General features: G+C 70.5%; 21 protein-coding genes and 1 tRNA gene. 17 read left to right on the plus strand and 5 right to left on the minus strand.

The genetic code is table 11. The features are described from left to right. Window positions 1–45: 45 nt before the first annotated feature. The 5 genes from QRO03_RS09580 to QRO03_RS09600 all read left to right on the plus strand — a co-directional run bounded on the left by QRO03_RS09580 (window position 46) and on the right by QRO03_RS09600 (window position 5,117). On the plus strand, window positions 46–993 hold the full coding sequence (locus QRO03_RS09580) for a quinone oxidoreductase family protein (RefSeq protein ID WP_285137267.1): 948 nt from the start codon (window positions 46–48) through the stop codon (window positions 991–993). Further along, a complete protein-coding gene (locus QRO03_RS09585) occupies window positions 990–1,577 on the plus strand; it encodes a GNAT family N-acetyltransferase (protein ID WP_285137268.1) in 588 nt (195 codons plus the stop codon). The genes QRO03_RS09580 and QRO03_RS09585 overlap by 4 nt, the downstream gene beginning before the upstream one ends. 150 nt (window positions 1,578–1,727) lie before the next feature. Beyond that, the gene (leuA, locus tag QRO03_RS09590; RefSeq protein WP_285137269.1) at window positions 1,728–3,488 is read left to right on the plus strand and encodes a 2-isopropylmalate synthase; all 1,761 of its coding nucleotides are present in this window, start codon (window positions 1,728–1,730) and stop codon (window positions 3,486–3,488) included. 23 nt (window positions 3,489–3,511) lie between these two features. Then, a complete protein-coding gene (locus QRO03_RS09595; RefSeq protein WP_285137270.1) occupies window positions 3,512–4,300 on the plus strand; it encodes a methyltransferase domain-containing protein in 789 nt (262 codons plus the stop codon). A gap of 34 nt (window positions 4,301–4,334) precedes the next feature. Beyond that, window positions 4,335–5,117, plus strand: coding sequence for an MOSC domain-containing protein (locus QRO03_RS09600; RefSeq protein WP_285137271.1), 783 nt, complete (start codon window positions 4,335–4,337; stop codon window positions 5,115–5,117). A gap of 130 nt (window positions 5,118–5,247) precedes the next feature. On the opposite strand, the gene QRO03_RS09605 is transcribed toward QRO03_RS09600, so the two are convergent. Continuing rightward, window positions 5,248–5,955, minus strand: a complete 708-nt coding sequence (locus QRO03_RS09605; RefSeq protein ID WP_502883022.1) for a trimeric intracellular cation channel family protein — start codon at window positions 5,953–5,955, stop codon at window positions 5,248–5,250. 74 nt (window positions 5,956–6,029) lie between these two features. On the opposite strand from QRO03_RS09605, the gene recO reads away from it, so the two are divergent. The 8 genes from recO (at window position 6,030) to QRO03_RS09645 (ending at window position 13,931) form a co-directional block, all read left to right on the plus strand. Next, entirely contained in the window at window positions 6,030–6,758 is a 729-nt protein-coding gene (gene recO, locus QRO03_RS09610; RefSeq protein WP_285137273.1) for a DNA repair protein RecO, read from the plus strand. Next, window positions 6,755–7,558 carry an isoprenyl transferase gene (locus QRO03_RS09615; protein WP_285137274.1) on the plus strand — a complete coding sequence of 268 codons (804 nt, stop codon included), beginning with the start codon at window positions 6,755–6,757 and terminating at the stop codon, window positions 7,556–7,558. The genes recO and QRO03_RS09615 overlap by 4 nt, the downstream gene beginning before the upstream one ends. 49 nt (window positions 7,559–7,607) lie before the next feature. Then, window positions 7,608–8,291 carry a DsbA family oxidoreductase gene (locus tag QRO03_RS09620; protein WP_285137275.1) on the plus strand — a complete coding sequence of 228 codons (684 nt, stop codon included), beginning with the start codon at window positions 7,608–7,610 and terminating at the stop codon, window positions 8,289–8,291. Window positions 8,292–8,371: 80 nt separating this feature from the next. Continuing rightward, on the plus strand, window positions 8,372–9,538 hold the full coding sequence (gene dusB, locus QRO03_RS09625) for a tRNA dihydrouridine synthase DusB (RefSeq protein WP_285137276.1): 1,167 nt from the start codon (window positions 8,372–8,374) through the stop codon (window positions 9,536–9,538). After that, the gene (locus QRO03_RS09630; RefSeq protein WP_285137277.1) at window positions 9,489–10,862 is read left to right on the plus strand and encodes a deoxyguanosinetriphosphate triphosphohydrolase; all 1,374 of its coding nucleotides are present in this window, start codon (window positions 9,489–9,491) and stop codon (window positions 10,860–10,862) included. Before dusB ends, QRO03_RS09630 begins: the two co-directional genes overlap by 50 nt. Then, on the plus strand, window positions 10,862–12,703 hold the full coding sequence (gene dnaG / locus QRO03_RS09635; protein WP_285137278.1) for a DNA primase: 1,842 nt from the start codon (window positions 10,862–10,864) through the stop codon (window positions 12,701–12,703). Before QRO03_RS09630 ends, dnaG begins: the two co-directional genes overlap by 1 nt. A 316-nt stretch (window positions 12,704–13,019) precedes the next feature. Further along, entirely contained in the window at window positions 13,020–13,793 is a 774-nt protein-coding gene (locus QRO03_RS09640; protein ID WP_285137279.1) for an ATP-binding cassette domain-containing protein, read from the plus strand. Window positions 13,794–13,855: 62 nt separating this feature from the next. Next, window positions 13,856–13,931 (plus strand) — tRNA-Asn (locus QRO03_RS09645). A 45-nt stretch (window positions 13,932–13,976) separates the two neighbouring features. On the opposite strand, the gene QRO03_RS09650 is transcribed toward QRO03_RS09645, so the two are convergent. Together QRO03_RS09650 and QRO03_RS09655 are read right to left on the minus strand one after the other, a co-directional pair. Further along, a complete protein-coding gene (locus QRO03_RS09650; RefSeq protein WP_285137280.1) occupies window positions 13,977–14,969 on the minus strand; it encodes a hypothetical protein in 993 nt (330 codons plus the stop codon). A 357-nt stretch (window positions 14,970–15,326) separates the two neighbouring features. Further along, window positions 15,327–16,934, minus strand: coding sequence for a serine/threonine protein kinase (locus QRO03_RS09655; RefSeq protein ID WP_285137281.1), 1,608 nt, complete (start codon window positions 16,932–16,934; stop codon window positions 15,327–15,329). A 199-nt stretch (window positions 16,935–17,133) separates the two neighbouring features. Here QRO03_RS09655 and glsA point away from each other — a divergent pair, with 199 nt between their 5' ends. Continuing rightward, window positions 17,134–18,060: a glutaminase A gene (gene glsA / locus QRO03_RS09660; RefSeq protein WP_285137282.1), complete on the plus strand. Its 927-nt coding sequence runs from the start codon at window positions 17,134–17,136 to the stop codon at window positions 18,058–18,060. Window positions 18,061–18,208: 148 nt separating this feature from the next. Here glsA and QRO03_RS09665 read toward each other — a convergent pair whose 3' ends face one another. Next, window positions 18,209–18,694, minus strand: a complete 486-nt coding sequence (locus QRO03_RS09665) for a DUF2231 domain-containing protein (protein ID WP_285137283.1) — start codon at window positions 18,692–18,694, stop codon at window positions 18,209–18,211. A 147-nt stretch (window positions 18,695–18,841) separates the two neighbouring features. Between QRO03_RS09665 and QRO03_RS09670 the strand changes: the two genes are divergently transcribed. Continuing rightward, complete coding sequence (locus tag QRO03_RS09670; protein WP_285137284.1) at window positions 18,842–19,213, plus strand: tRNA-dihydrouridine synthase; 372 nt, start codon at window positions 18,842–18,844, stop codon at window positions 19,211–19,213. Then, entirely contained in the window at window positions 19,213–20,517 is a 1,305-nt protein-coding gene (locus QRO03_RS09675) for a glutathionylspermidine synthase family protein (protein WP_285137285.1), read from the plus strand. The genes QRO03_RS09670 and QRO03_RS09675 overlap by 1 nt, the downstream gene beginning before the upstream one ends. Window positions 20,518–20,559: 42 nt before the next feature. Here the strand turns inward: QRO03_RS09675 and def are convergent, their stop codons facing one another. After that, window positions 20,560–21,126 (minus strand): peptide deformylase, encoded by a 567-nt coding sequence (def, locus tag QRO03_RS09680; protein WP_285137286.1) that lies wholly within the window; start codon window positions 21,124–21,126, stop codon window positions 20,560–20,562. Window positions 21,127–21,167: 41 nt separating this feature from the next. Between def and QRO03_RS09685 the strand changes: the two genes are divergently transcribed. Next, window positions 21,168–22,133 (plus strand): DMT family transporter, encoded by a 966-nt coding sequence (locus QRO03_RS09685; RefSeq protein ID WP_285137287.1) that lies wholly within the window; start codon window positions 21,168–21,170, stop codon window positions 22,131–22,133. Window positions 22,134–22,139 lie beyond the last annotated feature (6 nt).

Consider the following 22,139-nt stretch of genomic DNA (forward strand, 5'->3'; position numbering starts at 1 on the left):
CCCCCGACGCGAGCCCGACGGGCGAGCACGACGAAAGGCGCGACCATGGCGATGAGGTGGACGGCCCCCGCTCCGGGCCCGATCGAGACGTGGAAATTCGACGAGGTCGACATCCCCGCCCCCGGTCCCGGTGAGGTGACGGTGCGCATCCTCGCGGCGGGCATCAATCCCGCGGATGCCAAGCACGTCGCCGCCACCCGGCCCGGCGCCGAGTTCCCGGTACCCATCGGCTACGAGCTGTCGGGCGAGGTGACCGCCGTCGGCCCCGACGCCGTCGGCGGATCCGGCCCCCTCGCGGTGGGCGACGAGGTCGTGGCGTTCCGCGTGCAGGGCGCGTACGCCACCGCACTCACGGTGCCCGCGCGCGACGTGTTCGCCAAGCCCGCGCCGCTCTCGCACCCCGAGGCCGCGAACCTGCTGCTGGCCGGAACGACGGCCGCCGAGATGATCCAGGTCACCCGGGTCGTCGAGGGCGAGACCGTGCTGCTGCACGCGGCATCCGGGGCCGTCGGCGTGAGCCTTCTGCAGCAGGCCCGTGAGCTCGGGGTGCGGGTCATCGGGACGGTGGGTCCGGATGCCGAGGAGTCCGCCGAGCGCGTACGCCGCTACGGCGGCATCCCCGTGGCGTACGGCGAAGGACTCCGTGAGCGGGTCGAGCAGGCGGCAGCCGGGGCGCCGATCGCCGCCGCCTGGGACGCCGTGGGCACCGATGAGGCGATCGAGGTGTCACTCGGCCTCGTCGCCGAGCGCGACCGCATCGTGACCATCGTGAGCCCCGACCGTGCGAAGGCCGACGGGTTCCTGTGGATCGCGGGTTCGCGACCCGAGAGCGCGCGCTTCCGCGACATCGCGCGGGCCCGCGTGCTGGAGCTGGCGGCATCCGGTGCCCTCGAGGTGCCGGTCGCCCGCACGTATCCGCTCGCCGAAGCCATCGAGGCCGTGGGCTTCGTCATGAACGGACACCCGGGCGGCAAGGTGGCGCTGCTGCCGTGAGCGCGTCGCCGTTCGCGCTGCCGCCGGCGCCCCACACGCTCGAGGTGCCGACCGACCGTCTGCGCATACGGCCGTTCGTCGAGGCCGACCTCGAGGCCATGGCGGTCTACCGCGGCGATGCCGAGGTGTGCCGCTTCCTGCCGTTCGATCCGCAGACCCCCGACGACATCCGCGACCGCATCGGTCACCTGTTCGGGGGCACGACCCTCGAGGGCGAGCGCGGCGGCGTCGTCCTCGTGATCGAGCGGAGCGACGATGAACAGGTCATCGGCGACCTCGTGCTCTTCCACCTCGACCCGGAGGCGGGGTCGGCCGAGATCGGGTGGGTCGTCAGCCCCGCGGCATCCGGTCGAGGACTCGCGACCGAGGCGGTCCGTGCCCTCGTCGACACCGCGTTCCGGGTCTACGGACTGCGGCGCCTGACAGCCCGGATCGATCCCGAGAACGTCCGCTCGGTCGCCCTGGCCGAACGGGTCGGCATGCGCCGGGAGGCGCATTTCGTCGAGAACGAATGGTTCAAGGGACGGTGGAGCGACGAGCTGCGGTTCGCCCTCCTCGCCCGGGAGTGGGCGCCGACGACGTGAACCCCGCGCGGCGACACTGCTACGATCGCAGGATGCGCTTCGGTGGCCTGCTTCTTCTTAGTCGCCGCGACGAGTCCTCGATCTAAGGGCCTTCCTCGTCGCGGTGATCGTCGTCGGCCCCACCGAACGAATCTAAAGAAGCGACACATCATGAAGAACAACCAGAAGCCCACGTCCGCTCCGGTGCACAAGTACCGTCCGTTCCACGAGCAGATCCGCGTCGACCTGCCCGACCGCACGTGGCCGTCGAAGCGCATCGAGTCCGCACCCCGCTGGTGCGCCGTCGATCTGCGCGACGGCAACCAGGCCCTCATCGATCCGATGAGCCCCGAGCGCAAGCGCGTCATGTTCGAGCTGCTCGTGAAGATGGGCTACAAAGAGATCGAGGTCGGGTTCCCGAGCGCGAGCCAGACCGATTTCGACTTCGTCCGCCAGCTCATCGACGACGGTCTGATCCCCGACGACGTGACGATCCAGGTGCTGACGCAGGCGCGCGAGCACCTCATCGCCCGCACGTACGAGGCGATCGCCGGTGCGAAGCAGGCCATCGTGCACCTCTACAACTCCACGTCGGTGCTGCAGCGCGAGGTCGTGTTCCGCACCGACGAGCAGGGCATCGTCGACATCGCCCTCGAGGGCGCCCGCCTGTGCAAGCAGTACGAGGCGACGATCCCCGAGACCGAGGTGTACTACGAGTACTCGCCCGAGAGCTACACCGGCACCGAGCTGGAGTTCGCGCTGCGCATCTGCAACGAGGTGCTCGAGGTCTTCCAGCCGACGCCCGAGCGCAAGGTCATCCTGAACCTCCCCGCCACCGTCGAGATGGCGACTCCCAACGTCTACGCCGACTCGATCGAGTGGATGTCGCGTCACCTGAGCCACCGCGAGAACGTCATCCTGTCGCTGCACCCGCACAACGACCGCGGTACCGCCGTCGCGGCCGCGGAGCTGGGGTACATGGCCGGCGCCGATCGCATCGAGGGATGCCTGTTCGGCAACGGTGAGCGCACCGGAAACGTCGACCTGGTCGCCCTGGGCATCAACCTGCTGACGCAGGGCATCGACCCCCAGATCGACTTCAGCGACATCGACCAGGTCAAGCGCACCGTCGAGTACTGCAACCAGCTGCCCGTGCCCGAGCGCAGCCCCTGGGCCGGTGACCTCGTGTTCACCGCGTTCAGCGGTTCGCATCAGGATGCCATCAAGAAGGGCTTCGAAGCGATGGAAGCCCGCGCGGAGGCCTCGGGCAAGACCATCGACGAGATCGAATGGGCCGTGCCCTACCTGCCCATCGATCCGAAAGACCTGGGTCGGTCCTACGAGGCCGTCATCCGCGTCAACTCGCAGTCGGGCAAGGGCGGCGTCGCCTACCTGCTGAAGGCCGACCACGCAATCGATCTGCCCCGCAAGCTCCAGATCGAGTTCTCGGGTGTCGTGCAGGCTCGCACGGATGCAGAGGGCGGCGAGGTGTCGAGCGCCCAGATCTGGGACATCTTCACCGACGAGTACCTGCCGTCGAAGAACGACGACCAGCGCTGGGGCCGGTTCGAACTGCTGTCGACCCGCTCGTCGAGCGACATGTCGGGCGACGTGCACCTCGACGTCTCGCTCCGCGACGGCGAGACCGTGCATCCCGCGTCGGCCGTCGGCAACGGTCCGGTGGCGGCGTTCCTCGAGATCGTGCGCGCACAGGGGTTCGATGTGACCCTGTACGACTACGTCGAGCACGCCCTCAGTTCCGGGGGCGACGCGCAGGCGGCGGCGTACGTCGAGCTGCAGGTCGACGACCAGCGCCTGTGGGGCGTCGGCGTCGACGGCGACATCTCGACCGCTTCGCTCAAGGCGATCGTCTCGGGCGTCAACCGCGCGATCCGCACCCGTCAGGACTCGGGCGCCCTGGCCGGCGTCTGACCCGCGCCGAAGAGAAGACGACCGTGGCCTACGCCCACGGACACCACGAGAGCGTGCTGCGTTCCCACGCGGTACGAACCGTCGCCGACTCGGCGGCCTACCTGGTGTCTTCGTTGTCCGCCGGCACCCGCATCCTCGATGTGGGTGCCGGCCCCGGCTCCATCACCGTCGACCTCGCCGACCGGGTCTTCCCGGGAGAGGTCGTCGGGGTGGATGCCGCGTCCGACGTCATCGAGGTGGCCCGCGCGGCAGTGGGGGAGCGCACCAATGTGACCTTCCGCACCGGCGACGCCTACGCCCTCGATGCACCCGACGGCTCCTTCGACATCGTCCACGCGCACCAGGTGCTGCAGCACCTCGAGCGCCCGATCGACGCGCTGCGGGAGTTCCGCCGCGTCGCCGGGCCCGACGGCCTCGTCGCGGTGCGCGACGTCGACTACGGCGGCGTGATCTGGCATCCGCACATCCCTGCCCTCGACGACTGGCTCGAGATCTACCACGGGGTGCACCGTGGATCGTCGGGCGAGCCCGACGCGGGCCGGCGACTCAAGGCGTGGGCGCGCGAAGCGGGGTTCACACGCATCGAGGCGAGCGCGAGCGTGTGGGTCTTCGACACGCCCGACAAGCGCGCGTGGTGGGGCGGTATGTGGGCCGATCGCGCCCTCGCGTCGGCGTTCGCCGGGCACGCCAAGAGACTCGGTCTGGCCGACGAGGCGCAGCTCCAGCGCATCTCCGATGCGTGGCGGGAGTGGTCCGTGCACCCCGACGGGTGGATCCTGCTGCCCCACGGCGAGGTGCTGGCACGCTGGTGACAGCCGGGGAGGGCGTCGATGCGAGGATGAATCCGTGATCCGCGTCGACGCCCTCTACCGTTATCCCGTGAAGGGCTTCACGCCCGAGAAGCGCGACAGCCTCATCATCCAGGACGACGGCCGCGTGAAGGGCGACCGCACGCTCGTCTTCCGCTTCGCCGATGCCCTCGAGCCGGCGGATGCCACGTTCCCCAAGAGCCGTGGACTCGCGCTCATGACCTTCCCGACATTGGCGCGCGTCGACCTCACCCTCGACGACGAGGCGTTGACGCTGCGACTCCGTGTCGACGACCTCGACGTCACCGCCGATCTCAGCGACGAGGGCCGTGCCCGGCTCAGCGAGGCGATCACCGCCTACCTGCGCACGACGAGCGATGCGAAGCTGCTCGAGGCCGACGGCATCCTGCCCCTGGGTCTTCTCGGCGACGGCCGCACCGCCCGCTTCCAGGACCGACCACGCGGATACATCTCGCTGCACGGCGCCGCCTCGGTCGGAGACCTGGATGCCGCGGTGCCCGCGCCCGTCGACGATCGCCGCTTCCGCTCGAACATCGTGGTGAGCGGCTCCGCGCCCTGGGCGGAGCTCGAGTGGCGAGACCGCGTGCGCATCGGCGAGGTGCTGTTCGAGGTGCAGAAGCCCATCGAGCGCTGTGCGGCGATCACGGCCAACCCCGACACGGGCGTCCGCGACGCCCGCCTGCTGCGGGTGCTCACGACGGAGTTCGGTCAGGACGAACCGACACTCGGCATCCTGCTGCTCCCGGTCGGCGCGGGAGGCACGATCCGCACCGGCGACGAGGTCACGCCCCTCGCCTGACGCGCCCGCGGCCGGGACGGCGTCCGCTCACGCGCACTCCACGCGAGAACTCGCGCGAGTCGCCGAGAACCGTCGCTTCGGCAGGCGGGGGAGCGACGAAATCCGGCGACTCACGCGGGAGAAGACCGGGTCACTCCGGGTCGTCGGTACGGATGATCGGGATGCCGGTGGTCTCGACCGCGACCTTGCGGCGGTAGAGCTTGCGCTGCTCGGGGAGAGACAGGTCGAACAGCACGGCCAGCACACGGATGACGGTGGTGACCGCGACGCCGATGACGGCCGCGATGGGCAGCGGCACACCGAAGGCGGCGGTCGTCGCCAGCACCGCACAGCCGCCGCCGGCCGCGACGGCGTAGAGCGAGCCGACGTGCATGATCGCGACGGGCAGACCCATCAGCACGTCCCGCAGCACGCTGCCCCCGGCCGCCGCGAGCACCCCGACGAAGACGGCCGGCACCTCCGGCATCCCGAGCGCGAGAGCCTTCGAGGTGCCGAAAGCGCCGAACAGGCCGATGACGACGGCGTCGAGCAGCACGATCGCGCGGTTCAGCCGCTGGAAGATCCCCGACAGCAGCATCCCCACGATCGAGGCGAGGGTCGCGGTGATGAGGTACCAGTTGCTCTGCAGGGTCGCGGGGGTGAGCCCCAGCAGCAGGTCGCGGATGAGACCGCCGCCCATGCCGAGCAGGATGCCGATGATCGCCACGCCCAGCAGGTCGAGGCGCCGTTGGCCCTGGAAACCAGAGGCGAACAGCGCGCCCTGCACACCGCCCAGGGCGACGGCGGTGAGATCCGCCCACAGGGGGATGACGAAGGTCGGGGTGTCCACGGCATCCATTCTCCCGCCCGGTCGACGCGTTCGCGGGGCGCGCCGCGCAGGCCGCACCGAGCGGTCGAGGACGATAATGGACTGTGCCCACCTACCGCGACGAGGTCGTGGTCCTGCGTACCCACAAGCTCGGGGAGGCGGACCGCATCCTCACCCTGCTCAGCCGCCGCAACGGCAAGATCCGCGCGGTGGCCAAGGGGGTGCGCCGCACCTCGTCGAAGTTCGGCTCGCGGCTCGAACCGTTCATGGTCGCCGACGTGCAGCTGTTCAAGGGACGCAACCTCGACATCATGCAGCAGGCGGAGTCGCTCGGTTCGTACGGCGCCGACATCGTGGCGAATTACGACGTCTACACCACCGCCAGCGCCATGGTCGAGACCGCCGATCGTCTCAACGAGGCCGAGGCGACACCCCAGCAGTACCTGCTGCTGGTCGGCGGGCTCCGTTCCCTCGCCCGCGGCGAGCACCCCGAGCGCAGCGTGCTCGACTCGTACCTGTTGCGCGCGATGGCGCTCTCGGGCTGGGCGCCCGGTCTGACCGAATGCGCCCGTTGCGGCACGGTCGGCGACCACGACTACTTCCTGCCGCAGCTCGGCGGCGTGATCTGCTCCACCTGCGCCCCGGCGGGCTCCCCGCGCGTCGCGCGCGACACGCTCGACATGCTGCGTGCGCTCATGGCGGGGGAGTGGGAGACCATCGACGCCGCCCCCGGTCGCACGACGGCCGCCGCCTCCGGTCTCGTCGCCGCCTACGCGCAGTTCCACTTGGAACGCGGCATCCGTTCCCTCCCGCACCTGGAGTCGTATCGATGACACCCAAGCCGTTCACGCACCGCGATGCCGTGCCGTACCGCCCGCTCGACTGGACCGGGGAGTACCCGCCGTCCTACCCGCGGGGCGCGGTGCCCGAGCACGTCGCGATCGTGATGGACGGCAACGGCCGTTGGGCGAACCGCCAGGGGCTGACCCGCGTCGAGGGCCACCGGGCGGGCGAGGCGGCGCTGCTCGACGTCGTCGCCGGAGCGATCCAGGCCGGGGTCAAGCACCTGTCGGTCTACGCGTTTTCGACCGAGAACTGGTCGCGCTCACCCGACGAGGTGCGCTTCCTCATGGGCTTCAACCGCGAGGTGCTCCACCGACGCCGTGACCAGCTGAACGAGTGGGGCGTGCGCATCCGCTGGTCGGGGCGTAAGCCGCGTCTCTGGGGCTCGGTGATCAAGGAACTGCAGCACGCCGAGCGACTCACCGAGGGCAACTCCACCCTGACCCTCACGATGTGCGTCAACTACGGCGGACGCATCGAGATCGTGGATGCCATGCGCCGCATCGGCGACGACATCGCCGCCGGACGACTCAAGCCCTCGGCGGTGACGGAGAAGCTGATCCGCAAGAACCTGTACCAACCCGACATGCCCGACGTCGACCTGTTCGTGCGTTCCAGTGGCGAGCAGCGCACCTCGAACTTCCTGCTGTGGGAGTCGGCGTACGCCGAGATGGTGTTCCTCGACACGCTCTGGCCCGACTTCCGTCGCACGCACCTGTGGGATGCGATCGGGCACTACCAGTCGCGCGACCGCCGCTTCGGTGGAGCGGTCGACAAGCCCACGGCGTGACGGATGCCGTTCACGGAATAGATCGACGATTCGGAGGGTTGCACGCGATATGACGGATGCCATCAAGATCGACGTGTGGAGTGACATCGCCTGCCCCTGGTGCTACATCGGCAAGCGGAACCTCGAGAACGGCCTGGCCGCCACGGCCGCCGACGACGACGCCCCGGTCGTCGAGATCGAGTACCACTCGTTCGAGCTCTCACCCGACACCCCCGAGGACTTCGACGGGGGAGAGGTCGACTACCTCTCGCAGCACAAGGGCATCTCGCCCGAGTCGGCGCGCGAGATGCTCGATCGCGTCACCGGCGTCGCCGCCGACGCGGGGCTGACCTACCGCTTCGATCTGCTCAAGCACACGAACACCGTCAAGGCCCACGAGCTGCTGCACTTCGCGAAGGAGAACGGGCGTCAGCTCGAACTCGCCGAGATCCTCATGTCGGCGTACTTCCTCGAGGGCAGGCACGTCGGGCGCGATGACGATCTCGTCCGGCTCGCCGTCGAGGCGGGGCTCGACGAAGACGCCGCGCGCGACGCCCTCGCGTCGCAGCGCTACCGGGCCGCGGTGCGCGCCGATCAGGCTCAGGCGCAGCAGTTCGGCATCACGGGCGTTCCGTTCTTCGTCATCGACGGCAAGTACGGCGTGAGCGGTGCGCAGCCGGTTGAGGCGTTCACGCAGATCGCCCGCCAGGTGTGGGGCGAGCGTCGCGAGGCATCCGCGACCGCCGACGCCTGATCCATCCTTCACAGCGGTGTCCGCAGCCGGTCCGTCCGGCGCGGGCACCGCTGTCGCACGACGTCTGGGAGAATGAAACGATGACCACGGCAACGGCCCCGGCGCGCACACTCCGCATCGGAAACATCGAGCTCGACGCTCCGGTCGTCCTCGCGCCCATGGCCGGCATCACGAACACCGCGTTCCGCCGGCTCTGCCGCGAATACGGCGCCGGGCTGTACGTGAGCGAGATGATCACGACCCGTGCGCTCGTGGAACGCAACGACACCACGATGCGGCTCATCCGCCACCACGAGTCCGAGACGCCGCGCTCCATCCAGCTCTACGGGGTCGACCCGGCCACCGTCGAGGCGGCCGTGCGCCTGATCGTCGACGAAGACCACGCCGACCACATCGACCTGAACTTCGGATGCCCCGTTCCCAAGGTCACCCGGCGCGGCGGCGGTGCCGCACTGCCGTGGAAGACCTCGCTCTTCCGCGAGATCGTCGAGCGGGCCGTTCGCGCCGCGGGTACCACGCCGCTGACGATCAAGATGCGCAAGGGCATCGACGCCGATCACCTCACCTACCTCGAGGCCGGGCGCATCGCCGAGGGTGCCGGGGTGGCATCCATCGCCCTGCACGCCCGCACGGCGAGCGAGTTCTACTCCGGCCACGCCGACTGGTCGGCCATCACGAAGCTCAAAGAGACCGTGACGAGCGTCCCGGTGCTGGGCAACGGCGACATCTGGTCGGCCGACGACGCCGTGCGCATGATGGCCGAGACCGGCTGCGACGGCGTCGTCGTCGGGCGCGGATGCCTCGGCCGCCCGTGGCTCTTCGGCGATCTGGCCCGCGCGCTGGGCGGCCCCGACGCCGCACACGGCGAGCCCGTCGACGCCACCCTCGGGTTCGTGGCCCAGGCGTTCCGCCGCCACGCGGAGTTGCTGGTCGAGTTCTTCGACGACGAGGGCCGCGGATGCCGAGACATCCGCAAGCACGTCGCCTGGTACTTCAAGGGGTATCCGGTCGGCGGCGAGCTGCGCGCGAGCCTCGCGACCGCATCGAGCCTCGACGAGTTCGACGACCTGCTGGCCACGATGGAACTCGACGCGCCCTACCCGGGCGCCGCCGCCGAGGGGCAGCGCGGCCGCGCCGGCACGCCCAAGCGCCCGGCGCTTCCCGACGGGTGGCTCGCCTCGCGGGAGATCGGCGACGATGCCGGGCGCGCCCTGGCCGACGCGGAGCTGGACCACAGCGGTGGCTGAGGTCGCGGTGACCGCCGCCCGCCCCCTCGGGTACGACGACGCGGACGCTGCCCGCTTCCACGTCGAGAAGCACCGCTCCCAGCGAGACGACTTCGCTCGCGACCGAGCCCGCGTGCTGCACTCCGCGGCGCTTCGCCGGCTCGCCGCCAAGACCCAGGTGCTGAGCCCCGCCAGCCCCGCCGACTTCGCCCGCAACCGTCTCACGCACTCGCTCGAGGTGGCCCAGGTCGGCCGCGAGCTCGCCACCGCCCTGCAGCTGTCGCCCGACGTCGTCGACACGGCATGCCTCAGCCACGACCTCGGCCACCCGCCGTTCGGGCACAACGGCGAACGCGCACTCAACGAGTGGGCGGAAGACATCGGCGGGTTCGAGGGCAACGCGCAGACGCTGCGCATCCTCACGCGACTCGAGCCCAAGGTCTTCGGCGCCGACGGTGAACCGTTCGGACTCAACCTGACCCGGTCGAGCCTCGACGCCACCTGCAAATACCCGTGGACGGCCGACGAGCCCGTCCCCGACCCCGGCGGACGGCTGAAGTTCGGCGTATACCCCGACGACGAGCCGGTGTTCCACTGGATGCGCGGCGAGGCGCCCGCCCGCCAGCGGTGCATCGAGGCCGAGGTCATGGACCTCTCGGACGACATCGCCTATTCGGTGCACGACTTCGAAGACGCGGTCGTCAACCGGTACGTCGACCCCGCGCGTCTGGCATCCCGCGTCGGACGCGAGGGTCTGCTCGACGCGATCCAGCGCTGGGTGGGGTACGACTTCGTGCGCGACGACCTCGACGCGGGTCTCGAACGCCTGATGGCCATGCCGGAATGGATCCCGTCGTTCGACGGCTCGCGTCCTGCTCTCGCGCGGCTCAAGAACCTCACCTCCGACCTCATCGGCCGCTTCGCGCGCGCCGCCACCGCGGCCACCCGCGAGGCCTTCCCCGCCGACGAGCTCACCCGCTACCGCGCGCACGTGGTCGTCCCGGCCGCCGTCGAGGTCGAGATGGCGGTGCTGAAGGGCATCATCGGCGCCACCGTCGTCTCGATCGACGGCCGCAAGGTGCTCTACCGCGAGCAGCGCAACGTGCTCAAGCGCCTGGCATCCGCGATGTGGGAGAACCCCGGTGCGCTCGACGCGCTGCACGCCCCCGACTTCGCCGCCGCCGCAGACGACACCGCGCGCCGCCGCGTGGTGGTCGATCAGGTGGCGAGCCTGACCGACCAGCTCGCGATCGCGTGGCACGGCCGACTCGTCGGCGACGTGGATGCCGCCGAGCTCGGCGTCTGGGCGCCCGGCGCCCGCGCCGCCCGGGGAGCGGATGTCTGATGGCCCGCATCCGCCAGGCCGACGTCGACGAGGTGAAGGCGCGGGTCAACATCGCCGACGTGATCGGCGAGCGCGTGGCACTGAAGCCGGCCGGCGTCGGGTCGATGAAGGGCCTCTGCCCCTTCCACGATGAGCGGTCGCCGAGCTTCAACGTGCGCCCGCAGGTCGGGTACTACCACTGCTTCGGCTGCGGCGAGTCGGGTGACGTCTACTCCTTCCTGCGCGCGTTGGATCACGTGTCGTTCACCGAGGCGGTCGAGCGCATGGCCGCGCGCGTCGGCTACACGCTGCACTACGAAGACGGGGGAGCGGCCCCCGAGACGACCGGACGCTCGCGGCTGTACGCGGCGAACGCAGCCGCCGCCGAGTACTTCCGCGCGCAGCTGATGACACCCGAGGCCGAGATCGGTCGACGTTTCCTCGGCGACCGCGGTTTCGATGCGGGAGCGGCGGCCCACTTCGGCGTCGGCTACGCCCCGAAGGGGTGGTCGAACCTGTACGACCACCTGACGGCGCAGAAGTTCTCCCGCGACGAGCTCGAGAAGGCCGGGTTGGTGTCGGCCAGCCAGCGCGGCGGCGTGTACGACCGCTTCCGCGGGCGCCTGATCTGGCCGATCCGCGACGTGACGGGCCAGGTGATCGGCTTCGGCGCCCGCAAGCTGTACGACGACGATCAGGGCCCCAAGTACCTCAACACCCCCGAGACGATCATCTACAAGAAGTCGCAGGTGCTGTATGGCCTCGACCTCGCCAAGCGCGACATCTCCCGGTCGCACCGGGTGGTCGTGGTCGAGGGTTACACCGACGTCATGGCCTGCCACCTCGCGGGCGTCACGACGGCGATCGCCTCGTGCGGCACGGCTTTCGGCAGCGACCACATCACCGTGCTCCGACGAGTGATGGGTGACGACAGCTCGTCGGGCGAGGTCGTCTTCACGTTCGACCCCGACGCCGCGGGACAGAAGGCGGCACTGCGCGCCTTCGCCGACGAGAAGCGTTTCGCCGCGCAGACCTACGTCGCGGTGGCGCCCGAAGGACTCGACCCGTGCGATCTGCGCCTGCAGCGGGGCGACGGTGCCGTTCGCGCGCTGATGGAGAACAAGAATCCGATGTTCGAGTTCGTCATCGATCAGCGCCTCAAGGACTTCGATCTCGCGAGTGTCGAAGGGCGTGCGGGTGCGCTCCGCGCCGCGGCCCCCATCGTCGCCGACATCCGTGACCCGTCCCTTCGTCCCGGGTACGTCCGGGTGCTCGCCCGTCGCCTCGGCCTCGACATGCCCGAGGTGCAGGCCGCCGTGGAGCGCGCCGCTCGCGGGGCCGACCGCGCCGAGCAACGCGAGAACGCCCGCGTCGCCGAGCCCGCGCCCATCGCCGTATCCGTCACCATGGCGTCGCTGCCCAACACGCGCGACGTCGCGCTCGAGCGGGGGGCGATGATGGCGTTCCTCCAATACGGGCACCGCATCGAGGCCGATGTGTTCCTCCGCGCGCTGCAGCTGCCGTTCGGACACCCCGCCCTCGAAGCCGTGCGCAGTTCGCTGGCATCCACCGATCTTTCGCAGCCCGGCTGGGCGGTGGCGGCCGTCGAAGCGGTGCGCGAGCCGTTCCGTTCGCTCGCCGCCGAACTGCTGACCGCGGAGTTCCCCGCACGCACCGAAGAGGGTGCGGTGGCCTCGGCGAACGATCTCGCCCGCGGGCTGCTCGTGCGCCAGCTGCAGCGCGAGAAGGATGACCTGCTCCGCGGCATCCAGCGCGTGCCGGCCGATTCCGAAGAGGGGCGTCGTCTTCGTCTGCGGTTGCGTGAACTCGATGCCGACAGGCAGCGGCTGATCGTGTCCTAGCGGCGACTCCGGACGCTGCTGCGCACACACCCGAGGGACGGCCGCCGCGGAGACGGCGCGTCTTGGCCGACCCCGCATGCCCTGCCGAGACCGCGGGTCTTCGCCGAGACCGCGCGTCCGTGCCGAGACCGCGCGTCCGTGCCGAGACCGCACTCTCTCGGCGCCCATCTCGTGCGGTCTCGGCGAACGCGTGCGGTCTCGGGGGCGAACCGGGGCTCGGCGGCAGCGGGTGAGCCGGCACGTCCGCGAGGTCGCCTGGTCGATGCGTCCGGGCGCGCCGTTGGCATCCCTCCCCCCGGTGGGCGAGGATGAGGGGATGCCCCGGATCCTCGACACCGACGTCGTCCTCCGCACGGATGACCTCTCCCTGGCCCGCAGCGGCGTGCGCGTCATCGACGGTGTCACGTTCACACTGCTGCCGGGACGAACACTGGTCGTGCGCGGAGCCACGGGAGCGGGCAAGAGCTCGCTGGTCTCGCTTCTCGCCGGCCATCCCGACGATGGGCTCGGCGTCGTCGGCGGCGATGCGCGCGTGCATGGGATCTCGGCACGGCACCCCGGGCGGGCGCGCCGCGAGTGGGTGTTCCACACCGGCTTCCTGCCGCAGGGGGCGGGAGCCTCGCTGCCGTCGCGCCTGACCGTGCACGATGTCATCTCGGAACCGATCACGAGCCGTGACCGCCGCGTGAACACCCGCGCCCTCGCCGTGCGCGTGGCGACGCTGCTCGACGAGATGGAGCTTCCGCTCGGCACGGCCCCGAAGTACCCGTACGAGCTCAGCGCGGGCATGCGGCAGCGCGTCGCACTGGCCCGCGCGCTCGTGCTCGAGCCCCGCCTGTTCGTCGCCGACGACCTGTACGCGAATCTGGACCTCGAGGTGCGCGCGGCCGCCCGCACGGCGATCACGCGCCGCCGCGACGAACGCGACATGGCATCCCTCATCGTGACGAACGACGCCGACGCGCCGCGGGAATTGGATGCCGACGTGCTCGTCCTCCACGCCGGTCACGCCGTCGGCTTGGGACACGGCGGGGATGCTGTGCAGTGGACTCCCGACGGCACGCCCGAGAGACGACTTTCGTCCCCCTGATTTTCTCGCCGCCCCCGCGTGCTGTTAGTATCGTGGGGTTGCCCACCGCAAGGCGGGCATGATCCTCGGTAGCTCAATTGGCAGAGCAATCGGCTGTTAACCGATAGGTTCTTGGTTCGAGTCCAAGCCGGGGAGCCAACGGAAGGCCCGCCTCATCAGAGGCGGGCCTTCGTCGTCCTCCGCTCACCCGAGGGGTACGGGGAGCTCCTCATCCGACCGCGGCGGACGCGCCACGAGGTCTCGCGCCTGCGACGAATCGAGGTGGGACGGGTAGAGCATCCTCGAGAACTTCCCCTTCGGGTCCTCGGGTGCTCGCGGCAGGACGATTCGCGCCCCTTCGATGAGCGCCAAGGCGGCGCTGCGCTGCGGCAGCGTCATCGCCACGTGGCCACGCCGTCGGAGGATGAGCGGAATGCGGAGCTTGTCGGCACCCTCGAGGGTCAGGACGAGCGAGCGCGTCCCGCCCGCGAAGATCGAGGCGGCGCTCAGTCGAGCCGCGGTGACCTCGCTCCACGAGGCGAATCTTGAGCCGCACCGGACGCGTTCTTCATCGACATTGATCCACACGTTCGGCGCCCGACGGGCGAAGACGATCACGGCGACGCCCGCGAGCCCGATGACGACGACGACAGTGGCGGCGATGGCACTGCCGCTCATGAACCGCGTCGTGGAGAAGAGGAGCGAAGTGCCCTGCCAGACCAAGAGGAGGAGGAGACCCGCTCCGGGCGCTGCCATCGTGACGACCGTGAGGAGGTCGCGGCGGGTGACGAGCTGCCATCCCGCGGCCTCGGAATCGTCGCCCCCGGCGACGGCGCTGGTCCCGGCGGGCGCGGCATCGTTCTCCGAGGGAAGACGCCCCGCTCGCGATGCGACGGTCAGTCCGCCTGCGCCCAGGACGACGAGTGCCCCGCCCAACAAGGCGAACCGCATCCCACCTTCTCCTGGGTCGCCGCCGGTCCACAAAGACATCGCCCCGACGAGGGAACCGAACACGACGAAGACGACGCTCTGCACTCGGAGGGACCGCGTCGCCCGACGCCGTGCCGCCGCCGTATCGAGGGTGCCGATCGACACCGCTGGTTCCGCGGCCCCGCCCGACCGCGCTATCCGCACGATGCCGTAACCGGCTCCCGCGAATCCGGACGCGATCAAGAGAGCGCTGAGGAGACTGGTCACGCCGCCAGCGGGCAACAGAATGACTCCGGCGACGAGAATACCCAGCGAGGCCGCCGTCATGACGGCCCCGGTCACGCTCAACGACAGTCTGCCCATGCGTCCGCAGTCAACCGCTCGCCGTCTCGAGGCAACAGGGCTTGCGTCCGAAGCGCGACGCCGTCGGGGATCGTTCGCAGAGGCGACCGTCGCTCACTCCGCCCGAGACGAATCGTCGCTCGGCTTGCAGAAGCGCAGTTGGTTGCCGAACGGGTCGACGATCGTCAGGGTCGGACCACCCGGGAGTCTGGGCGGCGTCTTCTTTCAGGTCAGGGGCTGCCGCACCCGGACGTCGTTCCGACGTCGGGCAGGAGATGGCGGTCAGGGCTGCTTCGGGCCCGGGGCCGCACCGCCTCGACCCCTGCTGTCATCCGATTTGCCGGGGGAGTCCGGCCGCCCCGTGCCCTCCGGGCCGCCGCGACCCGCCCCGGGTACCGAACCGTCCGCCGCCCCGCCGGGGCTGGAAGCGGCATCCCCGACCGCGCCCGACACCTGATCCGCCGGGACCGCCGAGCCGGTCTGCGCGCCCGCTCCCGCAGTGTCCGACACCACGGTCGTCTGCTCGGCGTCGACGGGCACCTCGGCCGGCGTCGTCGCCTCGGGGCTCGGCTCCGGGACCACCTGGTCGACGGGGGTCGTCTCCGAGACCGGTGCCGTGGTCTCCCGCGGCGTGTCCGCTGAGTTCTGCGTGGCCGACGTGGCCGAGGGTGCGGGAGTCAGCAGCGGCACCGGGGCGCGATCCGACGTGGCGCCCCCGGCGGCTCCGAGTGAGAAGGTCGCCAGGTGTCCGCCCATGATCAAGGCGGCACCGACGCCCGCAATGCCCCACGTCCATCCCCGTCGTCGCGCCCGACGTTCGCTCGCACGGCGCGAGGTCGTGGCATCCGTCCGGTCCGGCGGGCGCTCGGCGTCGGACCGCGCGGGGATGGGCACGGCGTCGAAAGCGTGCGGCTCGCTCGATGCCGCGACGCCCTCGGCCTTGCGAGAGACCGACGGGGCGGACGCCACGGTCGGCGCGGTGATGAGGGCGGTCGGCAGCATCCAGCCGGCCGGTTGCTCCGCGGCATCCGGAACCACGGCGAGCTCGTCGATGAGCTCCGTCGCGCGAGCGGCCACCACCGCGGCGGTGGGGCGCATCCCCGCATCGGCCGCGGTCATGGCTTCGAGAAGAGAACGCCACCGAGGGCTCACCGAGCCCGGCACCTCGGGCTGACGGGCCAGGCGCGCGAGCAGGGTCTCCTGCAGCGAACCGGCCCCGAACGGATGCAGCCGCGTCAGCGCCTCGATGGCCAGCAGGCCCAGCGCGTAGATGTCGGACGCGGCCTGCGGCGCCTCGCCGCGCACCTGCTCCGGCGCGAGGTAGGCGGCGGTGCCGATGACGGTCCCGGGCGTGGTCAGCCGCGTGGTGTCGATGAGGTGGGCGACGCCGAAGTCCGCGAGGACGGCCTCGCACTCGCGCGCCGACCCGTGCAGCGGCCGCAGGAGCACGTTCGACGGCTTGACATCGCGGTGCACGATGCCCGCATCGTGGACGACGGCGAGAGCACCGGCGAGGTCGGTCAGGATGCCGGCGAGTTCTGCCGTGGGGATGGCTCCCTGCTCGATCCGGCGCTGCAGTGACGGTCCGGTCACCAGCTCCATGACGAGATATACGTGATCCTCGCCGACGAGGCGGGCGTCGTAGAGGGTGACGAGCGAGGGGTGGTCCAGGGCGGCGAGTGCTCGAGCCTCCGACATGCGGCGCAAGGGCTCGGGTTCACCGGTGCCGTCGGCGTGGAAGATCTTGATCGCGACGTCCCGGGCGAGCACTTCGTCGCGCGCCCGGAAGACGCGTCCCATCCCGCCGGCGCCGATGCGCTCGCGCAGGATGTAGCGCGCACCGAGGATGTCGCCCGTGTGAGGCATCGAGAGGTCGGGGGCGTGACTCATCGGATCCTTCGCGGAGCGGTGCTGCAGGAGCGGCGCGGGGTCGCCGTCTGTTCGCACACTAGGCGCGCGCGGGCGGTTCCGTCGGGGGCTGGCGGCCACCGGAGTCGGCGCGCATAATGGTGCGCTCCGACCCCGCCCGCGCGCTCGACGTGTCCGCAACCCGCTCGGGCAGGCGGTCGATCGCTGCAAGGGTGGAGAAGTGACCCCCGACCCACACCGGTACGACCTCGACGCCCTCCGCATCCGCCTGATCGATGAACGCGAGGGCGAGGTGGACGACAGCATCCCGCAGCTCGCCGATGCCGACCCCGAACTCTTCGCGATCGCGCTCGTCACCCCCGACGGCACCGTCCGCTCGAGCGCGGACGCCGATGTGGAGATCAGCATCCAGTCGGCGGTGAAGCCGTTCCTCTTCGCCCTGGCGCTGCTCGACACCGAGGGGGAGGCGCTCGATCGCGTCGGGATCGAGCCGACGGGGGAGTCGTTCGACGCCGTCAAGCTCGAAAGCGGCACGGGCCGGCCTCCCAACCCCATGGTCAACGCGGGCGCCCTGCTCACGGCATCCCTCGTGCGCGGCGCCGACCCCGCCGCGCGCGACGCCCGCATCGCGGCGGGGCTGGCCGCCTTCGCCGGACGCGATCTCGCGGTCGACGAAGGAGTCGCGCACGACGAGCACCTGCTCGGCGACCGCAACCACGCCCTCGCCCACCTCATGCGGGCCGAGGGGACCATGCGTGTGAGCGCCGATGATGCGGTGGCCGTCTACGCGCGGGCGTGCGCGACCGTGGTGGATGCCGAGACTCTGGCCGTCATGGGGGCGACGCTCGCGTGCGGTGGTGTGAACCCCCGCACCGGTGAGCGCGTCGTCCCCGCACAGGTGGCGCGCGACGTGGTGTCGGTCATGGCGACCTGCGGTGTCTACGACGGATCGGGGCGGTGGATGCGAGCCGTGGGCGTCCCGGCGAAGTCCAGCGTGTCGGGTGCCATCGTGCTCGCCGCCCCCGGCCGCCTCGGTGCGGCGGTGGTCAGCCCGCCGTTGGATGCGCAGGGTACGAGCGTCCGCGGTCGGCTCGCGAGCGAGGCGCTCAGCGACGATCTGCACCTGCACAGCTTCGCCGCGCGGTGAGGAACGTCGATCGGCGGACGTGCTTCCGCGTCGAGACCGTCATCGAGCACCGTAACCGTGATGCTTCCGGCGGTCCGACGCGACGAACACGAAGGGCGCACGCGGTGCACGGCCGCCACCCATCGCCTCGCTCGCGCGGCGACCGGGATCAGTCGGAACCGGCGTCGCTCGACCACACCGCGCGGGCGCCGCTGTCGCCGACCTGCACGACCGAGAACGCGGTCGCGCCGGCGACGACGATCGCGACCACGGCGATCGCCAGTGTCGCGACGCGGGGCGCCGGCGTCGAGGTGCCATCGACGGATCGCCGCTCACGCAGACGGAACCAGAGCCACTGTCCGGCGGCGACGACGAAAAGCCTGATCGCCCACGGCAACAGCTGATCGCCGAGTTCGGTGTGCGTTTCGAGCGCCGCCGACGACGGCACCTGACGCTCCAGCGCCTCACCGGCCTCTTTCGCGAGAGGCACGAAGACGAGCGCGACCAACGCGACCAGAGGGGTCAGGATGCCGAGCTTGCGCCGCGCTCGCGGCCAGACGCTGCCGACGATGAGCATGATCGCCGCGAGCGGGATGAGCACGACGACCGCGTGAACGAGGAGCGGGTGGGCCGGAAGACCTGCGATCTGCCACATGCGGTCATCGAAGCACTGCGCGATACCGACAGGGGGGGTTGCGCAATCGTCATCGGGCGAGTCGGGGTGTTCGGCGGGGCCGGAGGTTCGTCGAGACGAGCATCACGTGCGAACGAGCACATCGCGCCGGTGTGAGAGCATCGGCGCATGGATTCCGCCGTGCGCCGCCGCGCCTCGCGCACCGTGACCGTCGGCGTCGTCGCCGCCCTGGCCGCCACCCTCACCGGCTGCGGACAGGGGACGAACGTGTCGGAGGACTACGCGCAGATCTGCCGCGACAACGCGACCGAGAAGCGCCTCCCCGACGACGACTGCAACAACCACGGCGGGGGAGCGGGCTGGTACTTCCTGCCCCTCGGAACCAGCAGCCGCACCGTTCCCGCGGTCGGTCAACCCGTCGCGGGCGGCACCGACGTGCTCCCCTCGGGGAAGACCGCCGCGACCGGCATCTCCCGCGACGGCGACAGCGTCGCGCGCGGCGGGTTCGGCGGGTCCGGTTCCGGTGGGGCCGGTAGCTGATGCGCCGAATCGAGCTCGACCCGCGCCCCGACTGGGAACGCACGATCAAACAGTCCGGCCTCATCTACTCGCACTCCGTGCGCGACGACGGTTCGGCGGTCGACTACTGGAGCGACGGTGCCGCCTACGTCTTCACGCTCCCCGAGGTCGAGGACCTCGAGAAGCAGACCGAGGAACTGCACCGCATGAGCCGGGAGGCCGCGCGGTACCTGGCATCCGGAGAACTCGGTCATCTGGGGCTCAGCCCGCAGGCGTTCGAGCTGGCGCAATGGTCGCTGGAGCAGGACGAGCCCGACGTCTACGCCCGCTTCGACCTGGCCTACGCGGGCGACGGTACGCCCGCGAAGATGCTCGAGTACAACGCCGATACGCCCACGGGACTCATCGAAGCGTCGGTCACGCAGTGGTTCTGGTTGCAGGACCGCCTGAAGACGGGCGCCGTCCCCGTCGACACCGATCAGTGGAACGGTCTGCACGAGGCCCTCGTCGAACGCTGGCGGGCTCTGCTGCACCGTTCGCTCACCGAGGGGGAGGGCGGGCGCCTCTTCGTCGCCCACTCGGATGCCGACATCTACGGCGAGGATTGGGACACCGTCGCCTACATGCGCGATCTCGCGGGCGAAGCCGGCTGGGAGCACACGGGCATCGAGATGAAGGACATCGGCTGGCACCACGGCGCCCGCCAGTTCGTCGGCGTCCCGGAGCCCTGGGGCTCGTCACGCAGCGTCGCCGCCCTGCCCGGCGACGAACCGGGCACCCAGTACCCCGTCATCCGCAACATCTTCAAGCTCTACCCGTGGGAAGACCTCGTCTCAGGGGAGGACCGCGTGATCGGTGACCAGGAGTTCGGAGCCCTCCTCATCGCCGGCCGCGGTCTGTTCGGACGCTGGTACGAACCGGCGTGGAAGATGTTCCTCTCCAACAAGCTGCTGCTCGTGGCCCTCTGGCGCCTGTTCCCCGGCCACCCCAATCTGCTGGCCGCGTACGCCGACGGCCCCAACGGCCTCACCGACTACGTCGTCAAACCCGTCTTCGGCCGCGAGGGCGACGGCATCCACGTCCACCGCGCCGACGGCACGGTCACCTCGAACGGCAAGGAGTACCGCCGTGAGGGAGTGGGCAGGGAGCGCGTCTGGCAGCAGTACCACGAGCTTCCGGACTTCCGCGGATCGAACGGGAGCAATCACCCCGTGCTCGGGTCGTGGGTCGTGAACGACGAGGCGTACGGCGTCGGCATCCGCGAATCCGACGGACCGATCACCGATTACTTCTGCCGCTTCGTGCCCAACATCATCGAGGGCTGACCCTCGGATGCCACGCGCCCCGCGCCGCGGCACCGACCGCGTTCACGCGTCGATGTCGTCCACGCCCGGCATCCACGACACCCCGGGCTTGCCCCACTTGCGCTTCTTGGCGATCTTCGCCACGACGCGAGCGTCTTCGTCGTCGAGACGATCGACGTACAGGATGCCGTCGAGGTGGTCGAACTCGTGCTGCAGGATGCGCGCGCGCCACCCCGTGACCTCCACCCGCACCGCGTGCCCGTCGAGGTCGGTGCCGGTCAGCAGTGCCGCCTCCGACCGGCGCAGCGGGAAGCGCTCGCCGGGGAACGACAGGCAGCCCTCGCTCTCGTCGTCGGGATCGGGGTAGCCGGGCTCGAGCGGACGGATCCACAGCTCGGGGTTGATCACCACCCCGCGCCAGGGCTGCCCTTCGTCGTCTTCGTACGTGTAAGTGAAGATCCGCAGGCCCACGCCCACCTGAGGAGCGGCGAGGCCGACACCGGGTGCGGTGTCCATCGTCTCGAACATGTCGGCGACGAGCTGACGCACCTCATCGGTGATCTCGTCGACGCGGGCGGCGGGTGCGTGCAGCACGGGATCGCCCATGATGCGAATCGGGAGTACGGCCACGCCTCCAGCCTAACCAGCGGAGGGGCGGCTACTGTCGAGGGGTGATCCCGCTCGATGCCACCCTCAGCGACGGAATCGACCAACTCGTCGGCGTCTTCCGCGACCCGCGCATCCTCCTCGGCATCCCGCTGGCCCTGCTCGGCGCGGTGTTCATGTCGTTCGGTGCGCAGTACCAGCACCGCGGCGTGCAGAAGGTCGAGCGCCTCTCGGGAGGCAAGACGACCGGCGGTCTCTCGCGGTCGCAGCTGACATCGCTGCTGACGCGGCCGTCGTGGGTTGCGGGAACGGTCATGCTGGGCCTGGCGATCGTGTGTCAGCTGGCCGCACTGTCGGTGGCGCCGCTGATCCTCGTCCAGCCGCTCGGTGCGATCGCACTCGTCATCACCACGGTGCTCAACGCGCGCGTGTCGCGCCACAAGCCGACCCGGCAGTCGCTGATCGCCATCGCCCTGTGCGTGGGCGGCATCCTCGTCTTCGTCACGATCGCGGCGTTCTTCGCCACCGAGCAGGTCATCACAGAACGCGAGCTGCTCATCATCCTCGGCATCCTCGCCGTGGTCGTCATCGTGTTCGGCGTCTTCTGGATCCTGGTGCGCCGCCGTGCGCAGGCGCTGTTCTACATCATGGCCGCGGGCGTCATCTACGGCTTCGTCGCCACCCTCGCCAAGGTCGTGATCAGCCGCGCTCAGGCCGGGAACTTCGAGTGGTTGACCCTGCTGTGCCTGGTGGCTCTCCTCGCCGCCGTCGCCGTCGGAGCGTACTTCGTGCAGACCGCGTACTCGGTCGGTCCGCCCGACCTGGTCATCGCCGGCCTCACCGTCATCGACCCCATCGTCGCCGTCCTGATCGGTCTGCTCGTGCTGGGTGAGGCGTCGACCGCTCCCGCGTGGGCGCTCATCGGCTTCGTCCTCGCCGGCGCGATCGCGACGTGGGGCGTCATCCAACTCACCAAGCACCACCCGCAGATCACCGCCGACGGCAAGCCGAAGAAGCCCCGGGTGCACTGACCGGTG

The sequence above is a fragment of the Microbacterium sp. lyk4-40-TSB-66 genome (assembly GCF_030209475.1).
Taxonomy (GTDB): Bacteria; Actinomycetota; Actinomycetes; order Actinomycetales; family Microbacteriaceae; genus Microbacterium.

Bases quoted from the DNA above. Each gene is read 5' to 3' on its own strand.
- QRO03_RS09620 (WP_285137275.1), top strand. From the start codon at position 7,608: ATGACGGATGCCATCAAGATCGACGTGTGGAGTGACATCGCCTGCCCC.
- QRO03_RS09615 (WP_285137274.1), top strand. From the start codon at position 6,755: ATGACACCCAAGCCGTTCACGCACCGCGATGCCGTGCCGTACCGCCCG.
- QRO03_RS09665 (WP_285137283.1), bottom strand. From the start codon at position 18,694: ATGTGGCAGATCGCAGGTCTTCCGGCCCACCCGCTCCTCGTTCACGCG.
- dnaG (WP_285137278.1), top strand. From the start codon at position 10,862: ATGGCCCGCATCCGCCAGGCCGACGTCGACGAGGTGAAGGCGCGGGTC.
- QRO03_RS09670 (WP_285137284.1), top strand. From the start codon at position 18,842: ATGGATTCCGCCGTGCGCCGCCGCGCCTCGCGCACCGTGACCGTCGGC.
- leuA (WP_285137269.1), top strand. From the start codon at position 1,728: ATGAAGAACAACCAGAAGCCCACGTCCGCTCCGGTGCACAAGTACCGT.
- QRO03_RS09580 (WP_285137267.1), top strand. From the start codon at position 46: ATGGCGATGAGGTGGACGGCCCCCGCTCCGGGCCCGATCGAGACGTGG.
- QRO03_RS09640 (WP_285137279.1), top strand. From the start codon at position 13,020: ATGCCCCGGATCCTCGACACCGACGTCGTCCTCCGCACGGATGACCTC.
- QRO03_RS09605 (WP_502883022.1), bottom strand. From the start codon at position 5,955: ATGGATGCCGTGGACACCCCGACCTTCGTCATCCCCCTGTGGGCGGAT.
- QRO03_RS09655 (WP_285137281.1), bottom strand. From the start codon at position 16,934: ATGAGTCACGCCCCCGACCTCTCGATGCCTCACACGGGCGACATCCTC.
- dusB (WP_285137276.1), top strand. From the start codon at position 8,372: ATGACCACGGCAACGGCCCCGGCGCGCACACTCCGCATCGGAAACATC.
- QRO03_RS09630 (WP_285137277.1), top strand. From the start codon at position 9,489: ATGCCGGGCGCGCCCTGGCCGACGCGGAGCTGGACCACAGCGGTGGCT.
- QRO03_RS09675 (WP_285137285.1), top strand. From the start codon at position 19,213: ATGCGCCGAATCGAGCTCGACCCGCGCCCCGACTGGGAACGCACGATC.